Origin of the sequence: Natronococcus roseus (assembly GCF_043677095.1) — an archaeon.
GTDB classification, from domain to species: Archaea; Halobacteriota; Halobacteria; order Halobacteriales; family Natrialbaceae; genus Natronococcus; species Natronococcus roseus.
In genome coordinates, this window is the sequence record NZ_JBHLJR010000003.1 from 1 (window position 1) to 17,473 (window position 17,473).

The window sequence follows — 17,473 nt, forward strand, 5'->3', positions numbered from 1 at the left end:
AATGCGTACGCGGAAACAGCTGACGAGTGGCTCAGATCGTTCGCCTTTGCGTGGAATCAGCTTATCTGAACACGATGTCGTCCTCACGGCTAACCTTTATATCGACTACCCATATGATGTGAATTGTTGGCATGTGCCAATAGATATGCTCCTATGCCAGAAACACGATTTAGCGTCGATACGGAACGAGACCCGGACGAACAGCCCGACAAGACACCGCACAATCGATGGCACCCGGACATTCCGGCAACTGTCTCGGTAAAACCGGGGGACACCTTCCGGCTGGAGATGCTCGACTGGACGGGTGGACAGATCCACAACGACGAGAACCCGAACGATATCCGAGACGTCGAACTGGAACAGGTCCACTATCTCAGCGGACCGGTCGAGGTAGACGGCGCCGAACCCGGCGACTTGCTCAAGGTCGAACTGCTCGATCTCGGACCGCTTCAGGAGATGGAGTGGGGGTTCAACGGTATCTTTTCCCAGCAGAACGGCGGCGGCTTTCTGACGGATCACTTCCCGGACGCCGCGAAAACGATCTGGGACGTCGACGGCACTGTCGTCTCATCCCGACACATCCCGGACGTTCAGTACGAAGGGAAAATCCATCCCGGACTGATCGGAACTGCCCCGTCACACGAGCTCCTCGAGGAATGGAATACGCGCGAACGGGAGCTGATAGAGAAACACGAGGAAGATCCGGAGTCGATTCAAAACCATCCGACCGGCGAGGAAGACCCACCGGTTGCGAATCCGCCGACCGAAACGGCCGCACTGATGGGTGAGATGGACCCCGACGAAGCCGAAGAAGCTGCGCGGGAGGGAGCCCGCACCGTTCCCGGCCGTGAAAACGGTGGCAACTGTGATATCAAGGACCTCTCGCTCGGAACGACCATCTACTTCCCGGTCTACGTCGAGGGTGCCAAGCTTTCGATGGGCGACATGCACGCATCACAGGGCGACGGCGAGATCTCGTTCTGCGGTGGTATCGAAATGGCAGGGTACGCCGATCTCCGCGTCGACGTCGTCAAAGACGGAATGGAGAAACACGGCGTCGATCATCCGATCTTCCAGCCGGGTCACCGCGGTCCCGACTTCTCGGATTGGGTCACGTTCGAGGGCTACTCCGTCACTGAAGACGGAGAGCAGCGGTACATGGACGCCCACGTCGCCTATCGAAGAGCCGCACTCGAGGCGATCGATTACCTCGCGAAATTCGGCTACAGTCGTGAGCAAGCGTACATGTTGCTAAGTACCGTCCCGGTCGAGGGACGGATCAGTGGAATCGTCGACGTTCCAAACGTCTGTGCGACGCTTTCGATTCCGAACGAGGCCTTCGAGTTCGATATTACTCCCGACTCGTTGGGCGAGTCGAAAAACCGAAGCAAGAGTGTCGTTACTGACGATCCCCTCTAGTCAACTTGATTTTTGAGAGTCGACTGAGAGTGCTGCGAAGTCGTCTATAGTAGCCACTGAAAATCAGTGCGCACCCGCTCGCACGGCGGCTGTACGATCGGTGTGCAAACCGTTTCAGTTGTTACTGTAGAGTTCGGAGCGGTATCGATACGTCCTTGCTCGAGATCACGTTCGCTCGAGACGGGATACTCTGACGTCTCGATAGACGGTACCGAATCGAGTATCAAACACCCCCTGTCGACACCAGTGAGTCGACGTGACGGAGAACTCTGTGCTTGCCTCTAGAGTAGCTTGCTCTTCGACCAGTAAAAATATTGGAACGCGGTCACTGTTTGCGGGCGCTGAGCGAGATGCTCTTGACGCCGTACTTCCCGCAGGCGTTCGCCGCCTGCTCCGAGACGAACTCGTACTGCGTGTTCTCCCGGAGTTCCAGTACCTCGAGGCCGGCGGCTTCGATCGCGCCCGTGTACTCGCCGGTCCGTTCGGCGCCGCCGATACACGCCGCCCAGAGATCCGCGTCGGTCTTGATGCTCTCGGGTAGCTGCCGTTCGCTGATGATGTCGGAGAGGGCCAGCCGTCCGCCCGGTTTGCGTCCTCACTATCGTTCACCCGGCTTCCGCAGTGATCGGACAGTTCTGGCGAAAGTCGCGTACGTCGCGCGCCAAACCATCTCTCCGCAGGTGTCTTTGTTCTCCTCCCAGCGCTCGAGAACCGACGGCTCCCTATATGGGCTGTGCAGTCGGACGATGTTGCATGAGGATTCTCGTTCCGCTCGACGACTCCGAACCGGCACGGGCAGCACTCGAGCACGCGTTCGAAACGTTTCCGGAGGCCGACGTCACGGCGTTGCACGTTGTCAACCCGTCCGTCTCCGCGTACCGAAACGACGCCCCCTACAACTTTCCGCGAGCCGTCGAGCTCGAGGAGGAGAAAGCCGAGACCCTGTTCGAGATAGCCCACGAAATCGCCGACGAGTACGATCGAACGGTCGAGACCGAAACCGTCGTCGGCTCGCCGCCTCGAGGGATCGTCGAGTTCGCCGAGGAACACGGCGTCGACGGCATCGTCCTCGGCAGCCACGGTCGGTCGGGCGTCTCGCGCGTCCTGCTGGGAAGCGTCGCGGAACAGGTCGTGCGACGCGCACAGGTTCCGGTGACGGTCGTCCGGTAGCGACGCGGCGAGCGATTGCGGCCGCTCGAGAACGCGTCGACCATCGCCACGAACGACGCGCCGATCGCCGTTCGTATCGGTATCGACGATTCCAGGGAATCGAGAATCGGGTTGCAGTTCACTACCGACGGTCCCCTCACTCTCGACCGATGGAAACGAACGAATTCCTCGACGGCGAGGCACTTACTGGAACGCACGCGGCGATCGTTTTCGGACTGTGGATCGGACTCGTGGTCGTCGGCGCCTTCGTCCTGACGTTCGTGGTGTAAGCGAACCGTCGCTCTCGGAGATACCGAGACGGCCCTTCTTACGGTGACGTGACGGAACAGCAGAGAAGTATCCGGTCCTGGCGCGGGACCGTTTCAGCAAACTCTACCCGAGATCGGTCGGAGTGAAAGGCGAGAATCTTGGGACGATCTCGAGACGGGGCGAGTTCAATCGTCGCCGGCCAGCCGCCTGAAGACGACGTAGAGGACGGCGAACATCACGAGGAACGTGAGTAGTCCCTGTGTGGCCTTCGCGAACGCGCTCTTCCCGTCGGCCTCGGTTTCGGCTTCGGTCTCGTCGTCCTCGTCAGCCGGACGCTCGTCCTCGCCGCCCTCGTCGATCTCGAACTCGTCCTCGCTGCCCTCGAGCGCTCCGTCGGTCGTCCCGGCCGGCTCGTCGATCGACCCCTCGACGGCCTCGAGGATCGGTTCCTGTAGCGGCGTCTCCATCGCGGCGCGGACCGCCTCGTGGGCGAGTAGCTGAACCAGTTCGTGCTCCAGGTCGAGTTCCTCCATCGTCGGTCTCATCGTGACGAAGGCTTGAACGTACAGTCGGATAACTGTTGCAACTTGCGAGACGACGGTCAGGCCTGCTCGAGAGCGTAGGCCGCGTTCAGCGCCGTGGCGTCGTCGAACCTCGAGGAGACGAGCATCAGTCCGACCGGAAGCCCGTCGACCTCGCCGGCGGGGACGCTGACGCCGGGGTGACCGGTTCGGTTGAACGGCGTCGCGTTGTGGACGATGTCGCTCTCCCGCAGGCGCTGGTGCTGATCTCGCTCGGGCTGGTGTTCGGGCGGTTTCGTCACCGCCGTCGGCATCGCCAGCAGGTCGTACTCCTCGAGGGCCGCGTCGTACCGTTCGGTGAGGTCGACGACGAGGTTCATCGCGCGGGCGTAGTACCGCGAGTGGTACTCGGTGTTGGTGTACGACCCCATGAGCAACAGGAGCTTGAGCCGCGGCGGGAAGTCGTCGCTCTGGGCCCGCCGGTACTTGCCGAAGGATTCGATCCACGAGCGGTTGTACCACGCCTTCCAGCCGTGGCCCAGTCCTTCCCCGGAGATGGCGTCGAGCAGCCCCTCGGAGGTACAGACGTCGTGGATGTCCTTCGCGTCGAGGTGCATCGGTATCGAGACCTCCTCGACGGAGGCGCCCTCGGCCTCGAGCCGGTCGATCGCATCCCGCGTGGTGTCGAGGATCTTCTCGTTGGCGCCCTCGCGGTCGAACCCTTCCTCGAGCACGCCGATCGAGAGCTCGGAGACGTCGCCGTCCAGTTGCTCCGCGTACTCTTCGACCGGGACGGTGCTGTGGTTCCGGAGGTCACGTTCGTTGCTCCCCGCGATCGTCGTGAGGGTGCGCGCGACGCTCTCGACGTCGGGACCCATCGGTCCCGGGTGGTCGATCGCGTGCTCGATCCCGATACAGCCGGTGTAGGGAACGAGACCGTACGTGGGCTTGTGGCCGACGATCCCGCAGAATGCCGCTGGGACGCGGACGCTGCCGCCCTGATCGGAGCCGATCGCGACGTCGACCTGGTTTCTCGCGACGGCGACCGCGCTCCCCCCGCTCGAGCCGCCAGCGAGGTAGTCGTCGTCGTCAGGGTGGAGAACGGGACCGAACGCGCTGTGACCGGTCGAGGTCATCGCCATGTCGTCCATATTCGTCTTCCCGACGATATCGGCCCCGGCCTCCAGCAGCCGCGTGGTGACCGTCGCGTCCCGGTTGGGGACGTAGCCCTCGACGACGTAGGAGCCACAGGTCATCTCGACGCCCGCGACGGAGACGTTGTCCTTGATACCGATCTCCCAGCCGTCGAGGTCGCCGCCGTCGTCGCCGCCGACGAAACACTGGGTCACCCAGGCGTTGTGTGGGTCCTCCTCGCTGGTCACGCGCCGACCCGCGTTTCGCGTCCGGTTCTCGTCGCCGCCCAGTCGCGGCTTCGGATCGTACGACATGACCGTCTCGTACGAACCCATCTTCTCCTCGGCCATCTCTACGAAGAACTCTAACTCCTCGTCGGTGAGATCGAGAAACAGGTCCTCCCCTAGCTCCGCGAAAACGTCTTCCGTCGGTACCCGCAGTGGCATACTCGAACAGTGGGCCGTCCGGTGGAAGTGAGCGGCGGTGGCACGCGCAAGCAGCAGGGTCCGAAGTCAGGAAGAGCGAGTGGCGGCGAAAGCGGTTCGTCGACCGATCGGATTCGGCGTCCGACCGGAACTAGGTTCGTTTCAGGCGGATCTCCCGATCGGTGACCGCCTTTACGTTGTTGTCGTCGATCGGATACGACTCCTCATCGTCGGCGTCACCCCAGCCAAGCTGGGATTTGAGCGTGTCGGTCATACCCGGATCCGGGTTCACGTAGGCGGTTCCCGCGTCGACCTCGCTGACGATGCCGATCTGGTCGCCGTTGGCGTTGACGACGTCCTTACCTTCGTCCTCCTCGGTGAACGTTGCACACATACATCGAAATCATCGGATGCCGCCTGGGAATAGCCACCGCAGGAGACTGCAGGGGACCGTGACCCTCTCGGATTAGCGAGTGTCTCGATCGTCGACCGGTTCGGGGGAACGCTTTCGTCGCTCGAGTTCGCATCGCTACCGATGACACGACTGGTCGAACTCGAGGCGATCGGGCCGCGAAAGCTCAAGCCGTCGGATATCGACGACGGGAAGGGCGACGTCGCGGTCTGTCAGTGCGGGCTCTCGAAATCGTTTCCGTTCTGTGACGGCAGCCATCGACGGACGGCCGACGAGGAAGAGGACACGACGTACGTCTACGACGACGACGGCGAGCGGTCGGTCGTCGAGCGGGTCGTGACTCGAGAAGACGTCGACGGAAGCGACGAGTAGTCAGAGCGAGCGAGCCGAGTTCAGCACGACGAGCAAGCTGCTCGTCGCCATCGCGACGGCCGCGAACAGCGGGTTGAGCAGTCCGGTGATCGCCAGGGGGATCGCGACGGCGTTGTAGACGAACGCCCAGCCGAGGTTCTGGCGAATTCGCCGGTTGGTGGCGGCCGCGACGTCGAACGTCTCCGCGACCAGTCCGAGGTCGTCACTCACGACGACGGCGTCTGCGGCGTCAGTCGCCAGTTCGGTACCGCTTCCCAGTGCGATGCCGACGTCGGCGGCGGCGAGCGCCGGTGCGTCGTTGCTGCCGTCGCCGACCATCGCGACCCGACCCCGCGATCGGAGCCGTCGAACCGTCTCGGCTTTCGCCTCGGGCGGGACGCCCGCGAAGACCTCGTCGACGCCGTCGACGTCCCGAAACCGGTCCGCCGCGGCGCCCTCGTCGCCGGTGAGGACGACGACCTCTCGGTCGTCGGCGAGGGTCGCGACCGCCTCCTGCCACTCCGCTCGAGGCGCGTCACCGACCTCGAGGACCAGCGGCGCGTCGGTGACGACGGTCCCCCCACGGAGGGAGTCGCCGGAGACCGTCCACCTCCTCGCGTTCGTCCTCGAGTCCCACGCGACGGAGGCACTCGAGTCGATCGCCTGGCTGGGGGTGAACCGGTAGTGCGGATCTCGAAGGCCGGGCTGTTAGTCGTCCTGGCGCTGCTCGCCCCGCTGCTCGTCGAGTTACGGACGGTGTTATCCTGGGTGAACGTTGAGCTGACCGTTCTCGAGACCGCGGTCGTCGGCGCCGTCCTCATCGTCGTGATCCTCGTCTGGGCGTTTCTTCCCGAGAACGGAGACGGGAAGACGGCCGAGGGGGACGCCTCGAGCGAAAACTGAACGGTTCTCCCCTACCAGGTTTCGATTCGACCCTCGCGAACGTCCTCGACGCAGCCCTCGCAGTCGGGATGGCCGGCCTCGTAGCAGGCCGGGCGGTACTCCTCGTCGAGTAGCGCGGCCCGTCGCTCGGCGTAGCGTCGACAGACGATCTTCGCGCGGTCCCGCTCGTCGGTCGGCAGCCCGCGGGCGTTTCTGGCCGACTGATAGGCCTCTCGGGCCTCCCCGAGCTGACCGTCCGTCGACTCCCGTAGCTCCTCGTACTGCTCGCCCGCCTCCCGGAGCTTCGTCCGGAGGAACCGCTCGAGCCGACGACGGTCCGACATCGTCGTTCGGTTAGGCGGGCGGACACATAGTCCCGTCGCCGGACCGGGCTACAGCTCCTGGCGGGTCGGCCGGAGCAACAGCTCGTTGACGTCGACGTGCGTCGGCTGGCTCACCGCGAAACGGATCGACCGGGCGACGTCCTCGGGCTCGAGCGGCGTTATCCCCTCGAGCATCTCGTCGACCATCTCCCGCTGGTCCTCGTCGGGGATGTGTTCGGGAAGTTCGGTGTCGACGAAGCCGGGCTCGATGCTCGTCACTCGGATGTCCGAATCGGCGACCTCCTCGCGAAGCGACTCCGAAAAGGCCGTCACGCCGAACTTCGAGGCATTGTACCCGCTCGAGCCGGCGTAGGCCTTCCGGCCCGCGACCGACGAGAGGTTGACGATGTCGCCCTCGCCCGACTCCCGCATAACGTCGAGGGCAGCCTGGGAAGCGACCATCACCGCCTGGACGTTCAGATCGAGCATCTGCTGCCAGTCGTCGGGATCCGCAGTCGCGACCGGCTCGAGTAGCATAACCCCGGCGTTGTTGACGAGCACGTCGAGTCCGCCCAGCTCCGAGACGGTGGTGTCGACCATCTCCCGGACCTGGGTCTCCTCGGTGACGTCGGTCGGGACGACGAGCGCCTCGCCGCCCGCCGTTTCGATCTCGTCGGCAAGGGACTCGAGGCGGTCCTCGCGGCGGGCGGCGAGCGCGACCGACGCGCCCGCGTCGGCGAGTTCGCGGGCCGTCGCCGCGCCGATTCCGGACGATGCGCCGGTTACGAGTGCGACCTGGTCGTCGAGTGGATCGGTCATCATCACCTCCCTCGAGGGACCTCCCACGGAAAGGCCGCCGGGAGCCAGCAATCCGCCCGGGGACCGGCAGACGGATCAGTGCGCGTACGGTGCGGGCAGGCGGGTCGGTACGTACGGACCGAGGGGACGGCTCAGTCCGTGCAAAGCGGGAGATCTGGGGGATTCCGTGACGAAATCGAGATCGACTCATGGAGAAACGTTTTTTCGATCCGTGTTGCACGGAACCCATGGGCACCGAAGAGCGCCGAGCGAGCCGTCACGACGAGATCGAAGCGATCCTCGAGCGGAAGGGCGGCGCCGAGGAAGCCAGAGACGACGCCGACAAGTACACCGTCGTCGGCGCGGCGAACAGGAAGACGTACGCGAACTGGCTGACGCCGATCGAGGAGCACTTCGTCTGCCACCGCAACGACATGCCGGAGGCCGACGGAGACGGCGAGTGGACGATATCGCTGACGGGGTATCTCGAGGACGCATACTCGGTCGCCGAGATCAGGGAGGAGTTCCCGACGGTCGCGGTCGCACACACGATGGAGTGTGCGGGCAACGGTCGGGGCCAGCACCGCCCGGAGACCGGCAGCGTCCAGTGGGGGTACGAGGCCGCCGGGACCGCGGTCTGGTCGGGAACACCGGTAAGCTCCGTACTGCGCGGGGAACTCGAGGACGTTCCCGACGACGCGTGGCTCACGGCGGTCGGCGGCGACCCATCGGACGGCGAGGATGTCTTCGCGCGTTCGATCCCGCTCTCGAAGGCGATCGACGACTGCATCCTCGCCTACGAGATGAACGGGCAGGTGCTGCCCCGCGAGCACGGCTTTCCGATTCGACTGATCGTTCCCGGCTGGTACGGCGTCAACAGCGTCAAGTGGCTCGACGAGCTCCGCGTGATGGACGAGATGGTCACCGCGGACTCGCTGGATCGCCCCGGCGAGCACGCCTACTGGCAACAGGAGGCCTACCGGATCCACCCCGAAGGGGTCGAGCCAGCGGTCAACGAGACCGTCGAGACCGTCGACACCTGGGACCAGCTCGAGGACGGCGAGCCCGCCCACCCCTACACCTTCGACCAGACGGTGATGTCGGTCATCGGCGAGCCCGACGGCGAGTCGGTCGTTACCGTCCCCGAGGACGGGACGATCGAGATCACGGGCGTCGCCTGGGCCGGCGACGACGACGTCGCGAGCGTCGAGGTGTCGACCGACGGCGGCGACAGCTGGACGGCGGCGGAGCTGTTCGGCCCCGACTACGCGGGCGCGTGGCGGCTGTTCCGGTACGACTGGGAAGCGACGCCCGGCGAGTACGTGCTAGCCTCCCGCGCGACCGACGAGCGGGGACGGCGCCAGCCGATGCGGATCTCGAACCCCGACGCGTGGCGCGACGCGCTCGACGACGACGAGTTCCCGTGGAACGAGGGCGGGTACGCCGCCAACTCCGTCCTGCCGAACGCCCTCGAGCTCGAGGTCCAATCGCCGTAATCGCCAGACGGGGACACTTTCGCTCCGGTGCCGGCAGTTTAAATACGATCGGGAGCGAACGTCGGTATGCCTCCCAGTGAAACAAAGAGGAGGCGTGACACAATGAGCGACGTACGACAGCATGCGGACGACATACACGACCAGTTTTCGGACCACATCGACGTCTCGGTCGACGACGTCGAGGATCGACTGACGACCCTCGTCGACGAGTACAAGGTGCCGATCGACGAGGCGCGCCGGAGCGTCACCAACCACTACCTCGAGGAGGCCGGCCTCGACCGCGAAGACCTCGCGGGCGGCTCGAGCGAGGCGGCCAACATCGAGGACGTCGACGAGCCGGAGCAGTGGATCGACATCACGGCCAAGGTCATCGAGCTGTGGGAGCCCCGCAGCGACTCGGTCGCGCAGGTCGGCCTGCTCGGCGACCCGACCGGGACGATCAAGTTCACCAAGTGGGCCAAATCCGAACTCCCGACGCTCGACGAGGGCGGCGTTTACGAACTTCGTAACGTCGTCACCGACGAGTACGAGGGACGCTACTCGGTCAAACTCAACAGCACAACCCTCATCGAGGAACTCGACGAGGAGCTCGAGGTCGGCGACGACACCAGCGTGATCGAAGGCGCCCTCGTGGACATGCAAAGCGGCAGCGGCTTGATCAAGCGCTGCCCGAAGGAGGACTGCACGCGCGTCCTTCAGAACGGCCGCTGTAACGAACACGGCGAGGTCGAAGGCGAGTTCGATCTCCGGATCAAGGCCGTCGTCGACGACGGGCTCGACGCCCACGAGGTCATCTTCGACAAGGACGCCACCGAGAACCTGACCGGGATCAGCCTCGAGGAGGCCAAGGACATGGCGATGGACGCGCTGGATACGACCGTCGTCGCCGACGAGATCCGCGACCTGGTCGTCGGCACCTACTACCGCATCGAGGGGCCGACGTTCGGCCGCTACGTCCTGGCCGACGACGTCGAGGAGCTCGACGGGCCAGCCGATGCCGAACAGCTGCTGATCAAAGCGAGGTCGATGTAAATGTCTCAGGCAGAACTCACCCGCGAAGTCGCACGTCGCGTCTTCGCCTCCGAATTCAACGACTCGACGTACACGTTCAAGGAAAGCGACGACGAGCGCGCCCCCAACTACGCCCTGCTGCCGACGGGCGACCGCGCGAACCGCGTGTTCGCCGTCGGCACGCTGACCGAGACCGAGGACGTCGGCGAGGACAGCGAGTACTGGCGCGGCCGCGTCGTCGATCCGACGGGAACGTTCTTCGTCTACGCCGGTCAGTACCAGCCCGAGGCCGCTTCGGTGCTGCGGGACACGGAGCCGCCGGCGTACGTCTCGGTCGTCGGCAAACCCCGAACGTACGAGACCGAGGACGGCACGGTCAACGTCTCGGTTCGCCCGGAGACGATTTCGATCGTCGACGAGGCGACCCGCGACCGCTGGGTCGTCGAGACCGCCGAGCGAACCCTCGATCGCATCGAGGAGTTCGAGGCCTGGCAGGACGAGCAGGAAGCCCCCGAAAGCGGCTCGACGGCGCCGACCAACGAGTACGCCCAGATGGCTCGCGAGCGCTACGACTCCCCCATCGAGAACTACCGCCGCGACGTGATCCAGGCCCTGGAGAGCCTCGAGAACGTCGAGGACGCCGAAGCGACGGCCTGAGCGGACCGTAGCCGTTTCGATTTTCGCTTGTTATTCCGCTCCGAGTGACTCGAGCAGCGCGCCGACCACCTCGAACTCGTCGTCTGTGACCTCGTGACCGACGCCGGGATAACGTCGTTCGGTAACGTCGGCTCCGGCGTCCTCGAGCGCTCGTGCCGTTTCGGCGACGTGCTCGAGGTCGATCCGAGAGTCGGCCGCGCCGTAGCCGACGAACGCGGGCGTTCCCTCGAGTTGGCCCGCCACCGCCAGCTCGTCCCCCGGGCCGCCCGGTATCCCACCCGAGAGGAGGAACACGCCGCCGTATCGTCCCGGCCGACGGCCGACGAACTCCGCGACGACCGAGGCCCCCTGAGAGAACCCGACGAGCACCGTCCGCTCGGCGGGGATTCCGATCTCCCGGGCCGACTCGAGCGCGGCCCCGATCGACTCGACGCTCGAGGAGAGCGCCGGCTCGTTGGCCGCTCGCGGCGCGGTCGCGGGCCGCGGATACCAGCTGTTGTGGCGAGCCTGCGGCGCAAGGAAGGCGACGCCGTGGCGGTAGACCGGCTCGAGCAGGTTCACCATCCCCTGTGCCGTCGCGCCGCGGCCGTGGCAGGCGACGACGGCGACGTCGGCAGCTGCGGCCGGTGCTCCCGCGGTGACCAGCGGCTGCTCCGCGTGCGGATCCAGCTCGTCAGGGTTTGGCACCGTCATCGCTCGCTCGAATCGGTCCCGTTCGGTTCCGGTTGGGCTCCCGTCAGCTCCGGCAGCTGACTCTCGATCAGATCGCGGTCCGGCTCGAACCACTCGGGCAGGTACAGCGACGGCTCCGAGGGAGAGTCTTCGACGGCGACGCCGTCGGTCTCCGTCGCCAGCTCGAACAGGATTCCGCCCGGTTCGCGGACGTACAGCGAGTGAAAGAGGTGTCTGTCCTTCACCCGGGAGACGTCGTGGTCCCGGTCGGCAAAGAGCTCGCGCCACTCGTGGAGCTGCTCCTCGTCGGGAACCCGAACCGCGACGTGGTGGATCGTCCCCGGTCCCTCGCGGCCGAACGGAGCGTCTCGAGCGAGCACGTCGACGACGGTCGCTCGCGACCCGGACGCGCGGTAGCGCACGCGGTCGCCTTCCTCGCCGATGGCGTCGAAGCCGAGCGTCTCGAGCGTGCCCGCCGTCGCGTACGGGTTGACCGACAGGAGCGAGACGCCGTGGAGTTCCCGGATCGCGGTAGCGCGGGGAATCGTCGCCTCGAGTCGCGAGGACTCGTCGGTCGACGCTATCGCTTTTCGGCCGTCGCCGTCGGAGGTGGCGACCAGCTCGAGCCGCGTTCCCGACGGATCCCGAAACTCGAGTGCCCGCTCGTCGAACCGTTCGGACGGTCCCTTGACCGCGACGCCGTAGCTCTCGAGTCTCCCCTGCCAGTACTCGAGGCTGCCGTCGGGAACGGCAAACGCGACCGAGGCGACCTGAGGCGTCCCGATCCGTCCCGGGTCGGCGTGGGGGTCGGGGAAGCAGGTAAACACCGTCCCCGGGGAGCCCCGCTCATCGCCGAAGTAGAGGTGGTGCTGGAGCACGTCCTCGAAGTTCACCGTCAGTGCGGAAATGTCGAGTCCGAGCACCCCGGCGTAGAAGTCGATCGCCGCCTGTCCGTCGCCGACGATTCCGGTCACGTGGTGGAGCCCGGGCGTGTCGGTGAGCATCGCTCGAGGGTTCGAGGGCGGCGCTGATAGCCCTCACGGTCGTTCGCCCCTGCGTCAGCGGTGCGTCGGCAGTACCGGCGAACCGATCGCTCGTCTGACGAATCGTTAAGTATCGCGGCCGAGGAGTATTGGGCGATGGGCAACAAGAACAAAACGATCTCGTTTCGCGTGAGCGAGGACGCCTTCGAGTCGCTCCAGGAGATCGCCGAGGAGCGCGACATCTCGTTGTCCGCCGTCTTCCGTGACTACGTCGACCAGCTCGTCGACCACGACGGCCAGGTCGCGGTCGTCCCCGAGGCCGATCTCGAGGACCGCGCCGAGGGAGACGAGGATCTCGCCTTTCCCCCGACCGTCGAGGTGCCCAAGAGCTTCATCCGCGAGCACGAACGCCTCGAGCTCGAGGCCGACCACCTCCGCGAACAGTTAGACGAGTACAAGTCCTACGTCACCGAGCTGCAGGACCGCCTCGAGGGCGAGGACGAGGTGCTCCTGCTGGACGATCTGGACGACGCCGACGAACCATCGCAGCTGCGCTGATACGGTCTACTGTAAGTCACGCAGGTGCAACCGCGACCGCCCTGGGTTACATCGGTACAGTGGTACAGCGAACCGTCTGACTACCTCGCGAGATCCCGCTTCGATTGTCGGATCTTCTCATGGGTTTCCCGCGTTCCCTCGACCTCAGCGAGCCCTTCCGCGGCCTCGAGAGTTCGGATCCCGCTGTCCAGAAACGAGAGGACGTCGCCGGAGTACGCATAGACCATGTAGTCGTCGGTCATCACGTCGACGATAGCGTCGGGGCCCAGCCCCTGGGCACGAAGCTCGAGCAGGTATCGGACGAACTTCCGCTCGGGACAGCCACAGTAGGGGTTGTTGTCGCAGCCGCAGTCGAGGAAGTCACTCGAGAAGTCGAGGACTCGTTCCTGGGTGGCCTCGTCGAGTTTCTCGAGACCTTCGCCCTGAAAGAGGATGTCCAGCGTCGCGCCCTTGAACGCCCCCTTCGGGATGTTCGTCTCGAGCTGGGAGGCGAGCTGGCGGTGGTTCTTGACGTAGATCTTGTCGGTGATAGCCACGGCGTTGCTCGAGGTAGGGGCGGTCGGCCAAAAAGCGTCTCGGTTGCGCAGTTTGAAGCGAGCGTAGCGAGCGAGAACTGCGTGCGGCGAGTAGCGCGGGACCAACGGTCCCGCGGACCGTGCGAGCGGGCGCTTGGCGCCCGCGAGCAGACGGGGAACGAAGTGACCCGCGAGCGTGCGCGGGGAGAACTGAGAAGACGAAGCCGAACAGGGCGAAGCCGAACCGCACTCGGAAGCGTGGCGGTCGAAAACGCACGACACGGAGTCGCACGCTCCCGTCCTCGAGTCGTAACGTATTTCAGGCCAACCGCGTGTAGGAATAGGTGTAAGCGTGTCCGGGTTGGGGTAGTGGTTATCCTTCAGCCTTGTGGAGGCTGAGACGCGGGTTCGATTCTCGCACCCGGACTTTCTGACGACGACTTCACGGAGGAGTCGAAAGTCCGATCGAAATCGAACTAGACGAGTCGCGCGCAGCGTAGCGAGCACGTCTCGGCGGAGTTCGATTCTCGCACCCAAATCTTCTGGCAACGAACCGAGCGAGAATCAAGACAAGCCCTCGGAGCTTCGATCGAACCTGGTGTCCGCCGTCGAGAGCAGCGGAAAACCACTGCTGGCCTCGTGCTTTCGGAAGAATATCGCTCGCTCTCTCCTCGAGCCGAACACACGGGATCGCCACGCCCTCCCCAGCCGACTCGTTCGTTCGCAGGTCTTCGACCGCTCACTCACTCGTCCCTCGCACGGTTTCGAACCGCAGTTCGCCGTCGGCTCACTGCAGTTCAGCACGCGCCGCCGCGACCACCGGCAAAACGGAATCTCATTCAGGGATCGGCCAGGCGGCCGTTTCACGACGTCACAGCGGCGCACCCGCCAGCACGAGCGTCGCCCGCTCGTCCCCGGCATTGCGGATCTGGCGCGACTCCCCGGGTTCGAGTCGGATCGCGTCGCCGCCCTCGAGCGACACCGTTTCCTCGCCGACGCTCACCTCGATGCTGCCCTCGACGACGTAGTACACCTCCTCCTGACCGGTGTCGGTCTCGTCGTGTTCTTTCCCTTCGACGCCGGGCTCGAGTTCGAGTACCGTGAATCCGAGCTCGTCGGTTTCGAGCGCATCCTTCAGGAACCACATTCCGCCGGCGTCCTCGGGGATGATCGACTCGACGTCGCTTCGCGAGGCGGTGTCGTAGCCCATATCCGAACCGTCTCGAGAAGCGACCAAAAGCGTACCGCCGCTTCAGTTCTCGAGGTCCGTAATCTGAGCGACCTCGTCGTCGGACAGCGAGAGCTGCGACGCCGCGAGGTTCGACTCGAGGTGGTCGGGATCGGAGGTCCCCGGAATCGGGAGGATCACGCCGGATCGCTCGAGCAGCCACGCCAGTGCGACCTGGCGACGGGTCGCGTCGTGGTCCTCGGCGATCTCGTCGAGGGCCTCGCCGTGGCTCTCGAGGTCGTCGCCGTCGATCGGTGCCCACGGGATGAAGCCGATGCCGTACTCCTCACAGGCCTCGAGGACGTCGGCTTCCGACCGGTCGCCGACGTTGTACCGGTTCTGGACCGTCGCCACGTCGACGTGCTCGCGGGCCGTCTCGAGTTGGTCGACCGAGACGTTGCTCAGCCCGACCTGCTCGACGAGCCCCTCGTCTTTCAGCTCGGCGAACGTCCGGACGGAGTCTTCGAACGGCGTGTCCGGGTCCGGACGGTGGTACTGGTAGAGGTCGATGGTGTCGGTCCGGAGCCGATCGAGCGAACACAGCACCTGGTTGCGGATGTAGTCGGGGTCGCCGTGGTGGAGCCACTCGCCCTCGCGGTTGCGCAGCAGGCCCGCTTTCGAGGCGACCAGCACGTCGTCGGGATCGTCGAGCGCTTCACCGATGAGCCGTTCGCTGACGCCCGGGCCGTAGGAGTCTGCGGTATCGATGAAATCGACCCCCTGCTCGACGGCGGTCCGAACCAGCTCCCGGGCGGCGTCCTCGTCCTCGGGCGGGCCGATAATCTCCTCGCCGCAGAGTCGCATCGCGCCGAAGCCGAGTCGGTGGACGGTTTTCGAACCGATCTCGAACGTGTCGCTTTTGTTCCGGGTCACGGTAGCAGTACCGGAACGGGGAGGTTAACTGTTGACCGCTCGCTTGCCGGCTGCGACCGTATGAGGCCGTCATCCGGTTTCTTCGACGTCCCCGTCGACCTCGGTCCGGGGATCGAGCGTTACCGTTCGGCCGACGACGTCGTCGTCGACGTAGCTTCGGGTACCGAGCTCGACGCTGCCGGTGGCCTCGACGCTGTCGTCGACGTACCCGTCGGCGCCGATCGAGACGTCGCCGCTACCCTCTACGTCGTCGTCGAAGGACGCGTTGTCGCCGACCTCGACGTTTCCGATGACGTCGACGCTGTCCTCGAACGAGACGTCGTCGTCGGCCAGCAACCCCCCAGTCGCTTCGACGCCGCCGACCGTCGATCCCGACCCGATCGAAACGGTCTCGACGGCGTCGACATCGCCGCTGACCTCGACGACATCGGCGAGTTCGATGCCGCGGGTCGTTTCCAGGTCGCCGTCGACGACGGTCCCGCGCTCGAGTCGTATCTCGCCGTCGCTCTCGAGGCTATCGTCGGCGTATCCGTGGGTTCCGATCTCGAGATCGCCGCCAGCAGCGGCGGAGTCGTCGAAGTAGACGCCGTCACCGACGGATAGCGCTCCGCCCGCGGAGACGTCGTCGTCGAAGGATACCCCGTCGCCAGCGGTCAGATCGCCGTCGACGGAGACGCTGTCGTCGAACGTGACGTTCGAGCCGGCGGTTACCGCGTCGGCGGTCAGTTCGCCGTCGACCACGGCCGCGGACTCGAGTTCGACTGCACCGGTCGCCTCGAGGTCGCCGTCGACCTCGACACCCCCGCGAACGACGACGTCACCGACGTGGTCGACGTCGTCGTCGGTGTCGGTAGCGATCTCGAGCGCGCTCGGATCGTCCGCTGCGGCGGAACCAGCGGCAGTTCCGATTCCGACGATGCTCGCTCCGAGTGCCGCCAGCGACTGTCTGCGGGATAGGTTTTGTTCCATAGGATACAACCATTCCCACACATAATCAAAATAGATTGTCCGGAGAGTGCAAGTCGGCCATGCGTTGCAATTTGTACGGACCGAGGGACCCGACCGGAGACATTGTCCGGTACTCGCTCGCCGCGAGAAAAGCGTCGGGAAAGCAACGATATCGTACGAGAGTCACGTACCGAACGTCTGACCGGGTTCTGTGTGCACCAATAACTTCGGTTGGTTGCGAGACGAGAAGCCGTTCGATTGCGCGGTTACGCGGATCCGCCGAGGCTCTACGTCACAGTTCGGGAAACTCCCGCTGATACTCCGTACCGTCGAGTCGGTCCTCCCGCAGCGGCCAGAACGCGAGCAGCGTCGCCGTCTCTCCCTCGAGCGCCCGCGAGGTATGGGGAATCTCGGGCGGGATTGCCAGCGTGTCGTAGGGCTCGAGTTCGACCCGCTCGCCGTCGACGAGGAAGTCGAGTCGGCCCTCGACGAGCATGTTCATCTGCTCGTAGGGATGAGTATGTGGCTCGCCGTCGGGCTTCTCGGGGCCGATCTGCGAGAAGCCGATCAGCTGGTCGATGCCGCGAAAGACCACCTGCTGGAAGCCGGGCTCGTCGCGGTAGGGTTCGACGCTCTCGAGATTGTACACCGACGGAATCTCCGATCGGTCGTAGTCGCGTGGCATGCGAAGGCGTCTCGTTCGTCCGGAGATAAACGTGTATGTTTTCGGTCGAGGTGGAACGGGAATCAGAACTCCGAGAGCTTCACGGACACCACCGCGATCCGGAACCCGGAAGCGACGGTCGCGGACGACGCTGGATTCCACCGGATCGTCACGGGCTCGAATC

The 17,473-nt window shown here is 65.1% G+C and carries 20 protein-coding genes, 1 tRNA gene and 2 pseudogenes; 10 read left to right on the plus strand and 13 right to left on the minus strand.

Annotation, left to right across the window (positions count from 1 at the left end; all coding sequences use genetic code 11):
- From ACFEMD_RS07920 to ACFEMD_RS07930, 3 genes and pseudogenes are all read left to right on the plus strand, one after another.
- Positions 1-69: pseudogene (locus tag ACFEMD_RS07920) on the plus strand (IS6 family transposase); the annotation flags it as partial.
- Between the two features lie 84 nt (positions 70-153).
- Positions 154-1,419 (plus strand): formamidase, encoded by a 1,266-nt coding sequence (gene fmdA / locus ACFEMD_RS07925; RefSeq protein WP_394740510.1) that lies wholly within the window; start codon positions 154-156, stop codon positions 1,417-1,419.
- 753 nt (positions 1,420-2,172) lie between these two features.
- Positions 2,173-2,589 carry a universal stress protein gene (locus ACFEMD_RS07930; protein WP_394740511.1) on the plus strand — a complete coding sequence of 139 codons (417 nt, stop codon included), beginning with the start codon at positions 2,173-2,175 and terminating at the stop codon, positions 2,587-2,589.
- Between the two features lie 434 nt (positions 2,590-3,023).
- On the opposite strand, the gene ACFEMD_RS07935 is transcribed toward ACFEMD_RS07930, so the two are convergent.
- The 3 genes from ACFEMD_RS07935 to ACFEMD_RS07945 all read right to left on the minus strand — a co-directional run bounded on the left by ACFEMD_RS07935 (position 3,024) and on the right by ACFEMD_RS07945 (position 5,312).
- Positions 3,024-3,383: a hypothetical protein gene (locus ACFEMD_RS07935; RefSeq protein ID WP_394740512.1), complete on the minus strand. Its 360-nt coding sequence runs from the start codon at positions 3,381-3,383 to the stop codon at positions 3,024-3,026.
- Between the two features lie 56 nt (positions 3,384-3,439).
- Positions 3,440-4,939, minus strand: coding sequence for an amidase family protein (locus ACFEMD_RS07940; protein WP_394740513.1), 1,500 nt, complete (start codon positions 4,937-4,939; stop codon positions 3,440-3,442).
- Between the two features lie 130 nt (positions 4,940-5,069).
- Entirely contained in the window at positions 5,070-5,312 is a 243-nt protein-coding gene (locus tag ACFEMD_RS07945) for a PRC-barrel domain-containing protein (RefSeq protein ID WP_005554374.1), read from the minus strand.
- Positions 5,313-5,453: 141 nt separating this feature from the next.
- Between ACFEMD_RS07945 and ACFEMD_RS07950 the strand changes: the two genes are divergently transcribed.
- Positions 5,454-5,702 carry a CDGSH iron-sulfur domain-containing protein gene (locus ACFEMD_RS07950; RefSeq protein WP_394740514.1) on the plus strand — a complete coding sequence of 83 codons (249 nt, stop codon included), beginning with the start codon at positions 5,454-5,456 and terminating at the stop codon, positions 5,700-5,702.
- Here ACFEMD_RS07950 and ACFEMD_RS07955 read toward each other — a convergent pair.
- A pseudogene (locus ACFEMD_RS07955) lies at positions 5,703-6,233 on the minus strand (HAD-IC family P-type ATPase); the annotation flags it as partial.
- 132 nt (positions 6,234-6,365) lie between these two features.
- Here ACFEMD_RS07955 and ACFEMD_RS07960 point away from each other — a divergent pair.
- Entirely contained in the window at positions 6,366-6,584 is a 219-nt protein-coding gene (locus tag ACFEMD_RS07960; protein WP_394740515.1) for a CbaC protein, read from the plus strand.
- Between the two features lie 11 nt (positions 6,585-6,595).
- Here ACFEMD_RS07960 and ACFEMD_RS07965 read toward each other — a convergent pair whose 3' ends face one another.
- Together ACFEMD_RS07965 and ACFEMD_RS07970 are read right to left on the minus strand one after the other, a co-directional pair.
- Positions 6,596-6,907, minus strand: a complete 312-nt coding sequence (locus ACFEMD_RS07965; protein WP_394740516.1) for a DUF7091 family protein — start codon at positions 6,905-6,907, stop codon at positions 6,596-6,598.
- 48 nt (positions 6,908-6,955) lie between these two features.
- A complete protein-coding gene (locus ACFEMD_RS07970) occupies positions 6,956-7,708 on the minus strand; it encodes an SDR family oxidoreductase (RefSeq protein ID WP_394740517.1) in 753 nt (250 codons plus the stop codon).
- A gap of 224 nt (positions 7,709-7,932) precedes the next feature.
- Between ACFEMD_RS07970 and ACFEMD_RS07975 the strand changes: the two genes are divergently transcribed.
- The 3 genes from ACFEMD_RS07975 (at position 7,933) to ACFEMD_RS07985 (ending at position 10,848) form a co-directional block, all read left to right on the plus strand.
- On the plus strand, positions 7,933-9,180 hold the full coding sequence (locus ACFEMD_RS07975) for a sulfite oxidase (protein WP_394740518.1): 1,248 nt from the start codon (positions 7,933-7,935) through the stop codon (positions 9,178-9,180).
- Between the two features lie 102 nt (positions 9,181-9,282).
- The gene (locus ACFEMD_RS07980; RefSeq protein ID WP_394740519.1) at positions 9,283-10,212 is read left to right on the plus strand and encodes a replication factor A; all 930 of its coding nucleotides are present in this window, start codon (positions 9,283-9,285) and stop codon (positions 10,210-10,212) included.
- The gene (locus ACFEMD_RS07985) at positions 10,213-10,848 is read left to right on the plus strand and encodes an RPA family protein (RefSeq protein WP_394740520.1); all 636 of its coding nucleotides are present in this window, start codon (positions 10,213-10,215) and stop codon (positions 10,846-10,848) included. It abuts the gene before it with no gap.
- A 30-nt stretch (positions 10,849-10,878) separates the two neighbouring features.
- Here the strand turns inward: ACFEMD_RS07985 and ACFEMD_RS07990 are convergent, their stop codons facing one another.
- Positions 10,879-11,535, minus strand: coding sequence for an alpha/beta hydrolase (locus tag ACFEMD_RS07990; protein ID WP_394740521.1), 657 nt, complete (start codon positions 11,533-11,535; stop codon positions 10,879-10,881).
- Between the two features lie 2 nt (positions 11,536-11,537).
- Complete coding sequence (locus ACFEMD_RS07995; RefSeq protein ID WP_394740522.1) at positions 11,538-12,524, minus strand: VOC family protein; 987 nt, start codon at positions 12,522-12,524, stop codon at positions 11,538-11,540.
- A 135-nt stretch (positions 12,525-12,659) separates the two neighbouring features.
- Here ACFEMD_RS07995 and ACFEMD_RS08000 point away from each other — a divergent pair, with 135 nt between their 5' ends.
- The gene (locus ACFEMD_RS08000; protein WP_394740523.1) at positions 12,660-13,061 is read left to right on the plus strand and encodes a ribbon-helix-helix protein, CopG family; all 402 of its coding nucleotides are present in this window, start codon (positions 12,660-12,662) and stop codon (positions 13,059-13,061) included.
- 80 nt (positions 13,062-13,141) lie between these two features.
- Here the strand turns inward: ACFEMD_RS08000 and ACFEMD_RS08005 are convergent, their stop codons facing one another.
- Positions 13,142-13,597: a DUF5814 domain-containing protein gene (locus tag ACFEMD_RS08005; protein ID WP_394740524.1), complete on the minus strand. Its 456-nt coding sequence runs from the start codon at positions 13,595-13,597 to the stop codon at positions 13,142-13,144.
- Positions 13,598-13,931: 334 nt separating this feature from the next.
- On the opposite strand from ACFEMD_RS08005, the gene ACFEMD_RS08010 reads away from it, so the two are divergent.
- A tRNA-His gene (locus tag ACFEMD_RS08010) sits at positions 13,932-14,003 on the plus strand.
- 444 nt (positions 14,004-14,447) lie between these two features.
- On the opposite strand, the gene ACFEMD_RS08015 is transcribed toward ACFEMD_RS08010, so the two are convergent.
- The 4 genes from ACFEMD_RS08015 to ACFEMD_RS08030 form a co-directional block, all read right to left on the minus strand.
- Complete coding sequence (locus tag ACFEMD_RS08015; protein ID WP_394740525.1) at positions 14,448-14,786, minus strand: cupin domain-containing protein; 339 nt, start codon at positions 14,784-14,786, stop codon at positions 14,448-14,450.
- Between the two features lie 42 nt (positions 14,787-14,828).
- The gene (locus ACFEMD_RS08020) at positions 14,829-15,677 is read right to left on the minus strand and encodes an aldo/keto reductase (RefSeq protein WP_394740526.1); all 849 of its coding nucleotides are present in this window, start codon (positions 15,675-15,677) and stop codon (positions 14,829-14,831) included.
- 69 nt (positions 15,678-15,746) lie between these two features.
- Positions 15,747-16,646 (minus strand): hypothetical protein, encoded by a 900-nt coding sequence (locus tag ACFEMD_RS08025; RefSeq protein ID WP_394740527.1) that lies wholly within the window; start codon positions 16,644-16,646, stop codon positions 15,747-15,749.
- 271 nt (positions 16,647-16,917) lie between these two features.
- The gene (locus ACFEMD_RS08030) at positions 16,918-17,310 is read right to left on the minus strand and encodes a cupin domain-containing protein (protein ID WP_005554405.1); all 393 of its coding nucleotides are present in this window, start codon (positions 17,308-17,310) and stop codon (positions 16,918-16,920) included.
- Positions 17,311-17,473 lie beyond the last annotated feature (163 nt).

Bases quoted from the DNA above. Each gene is read 5' to 3' on its own strand.
- ACFEMD_RS07965 (WP_394740516.1), bottom strand. From the start codon at position 6,907: ATGTCGGACCGTCGTCGGCTCGAGCGGTTCCTCCGGACGAAGCTCCGG.
- ACFEMD_RS07950 (WP_394740514.1), top strand. From the start codon at position 5,454: ATGACACGACTGGTCGAACTCGAGGCGATCGGGCCGCGAAAGCTCAAG.
- ACFEMD_RS07995 (WP_394740522.1), bottom strand. From the start codon at position 12,524: ATGCTCACCGACACGCCCGGGCTCCACCACGTGACCGGAATCGTCGGC.
- ACFEMD_RS07980 (WP_394740519.1), top strand. From the start codon at position 9,283: ATGAGCGACGTACGACAGCATGCGGACGACATACACGACCAGTTTTCG.
- ACFEMD_RS08030 (WP_005554405.1), bottom strand. From the start codon at position 17,310: ATGCCACGCGACTACGACCGATCGGAGATTCCGTCGGTGTACAATCTC.
- ACFEMD_RS07935 (WP_394740512.1), bottom strand. From the start codon at position 3,383: ATGAGACCGACGATGGAGGAACTCGACCTGGAGCACGAACTGGTTCAG.
- ACFEMD_RS08015 (WP_394740525.1), bottom strand. From the start codon at position 14,786: ATGGGCTACGACACCGCCTCGCGAAGCGACGTCGAGTCGATCATCCCC.
- ACFEMD_RS08000 (WP_394740523.1), top strand. From the start codon at position 12,660: ATGGGCAACAAGAACAAAACGATCTCGTTTCGCGTGAGCGAGGACGCC.
- ACFEMD_RS07975 (WP_394740518.1), top strand. From the start codon at position 7,933: ATGGGCACCGAAGAGCGCCGAGCGAGCCGTCACGACGAGATCGAAGCG.
- ACFEMD_RS07970 (WP_394740517.1), bottom strand. From the start codon at position 7,708: ATGATGACCGATCCACTCGACGACCAGGTCGCACTCGTAACCGGCGCA.
- ACFEMD_RS08025 (WP_394740527.1), bottom strand. From the start codon at position 16,646: ATGGAACAAAACCTATCCCGCAGACAGTCGCTGGCGGCACTCGGAGCG.
- ACFEMD_RS07945 (WP_005554374.1), bottom strand. From the start codon at position 5,312: ATGTGTGCAACGTTCACCGAGGAGGACGAAGGTAAGGACGTCGTCAAC.
- ACFEMD_RS07985 (WP_394740520.1), top strand. From the start codon at position 10,213: ATGTCTCAGGCAGAACTCACCCGCGAAGTCGCACGTCGCGTCTTCGCC.
- fmdA (WP_394740510.1), top strand. From the start codon at position 154: ATGCCAGAAACACGATTTAGCGTCGATACGGAACGAGACCCGGACGAA.
- ACFEMD_RS07930 (WP_394740511.1), top strand. From the start codon at position 2,173: ATGAGGATTCTCGTTCCGCTCGACGACTCCGAACCGGCACGGGCAGCA.
- ACFEMD_RS07940 (WP_394740513.1), bottom strand. From the start codon at position 4,939: ATGCCACTGCGGGTACCGACGGAAGACGTTTTCGCGGAGCTAGGGGAG.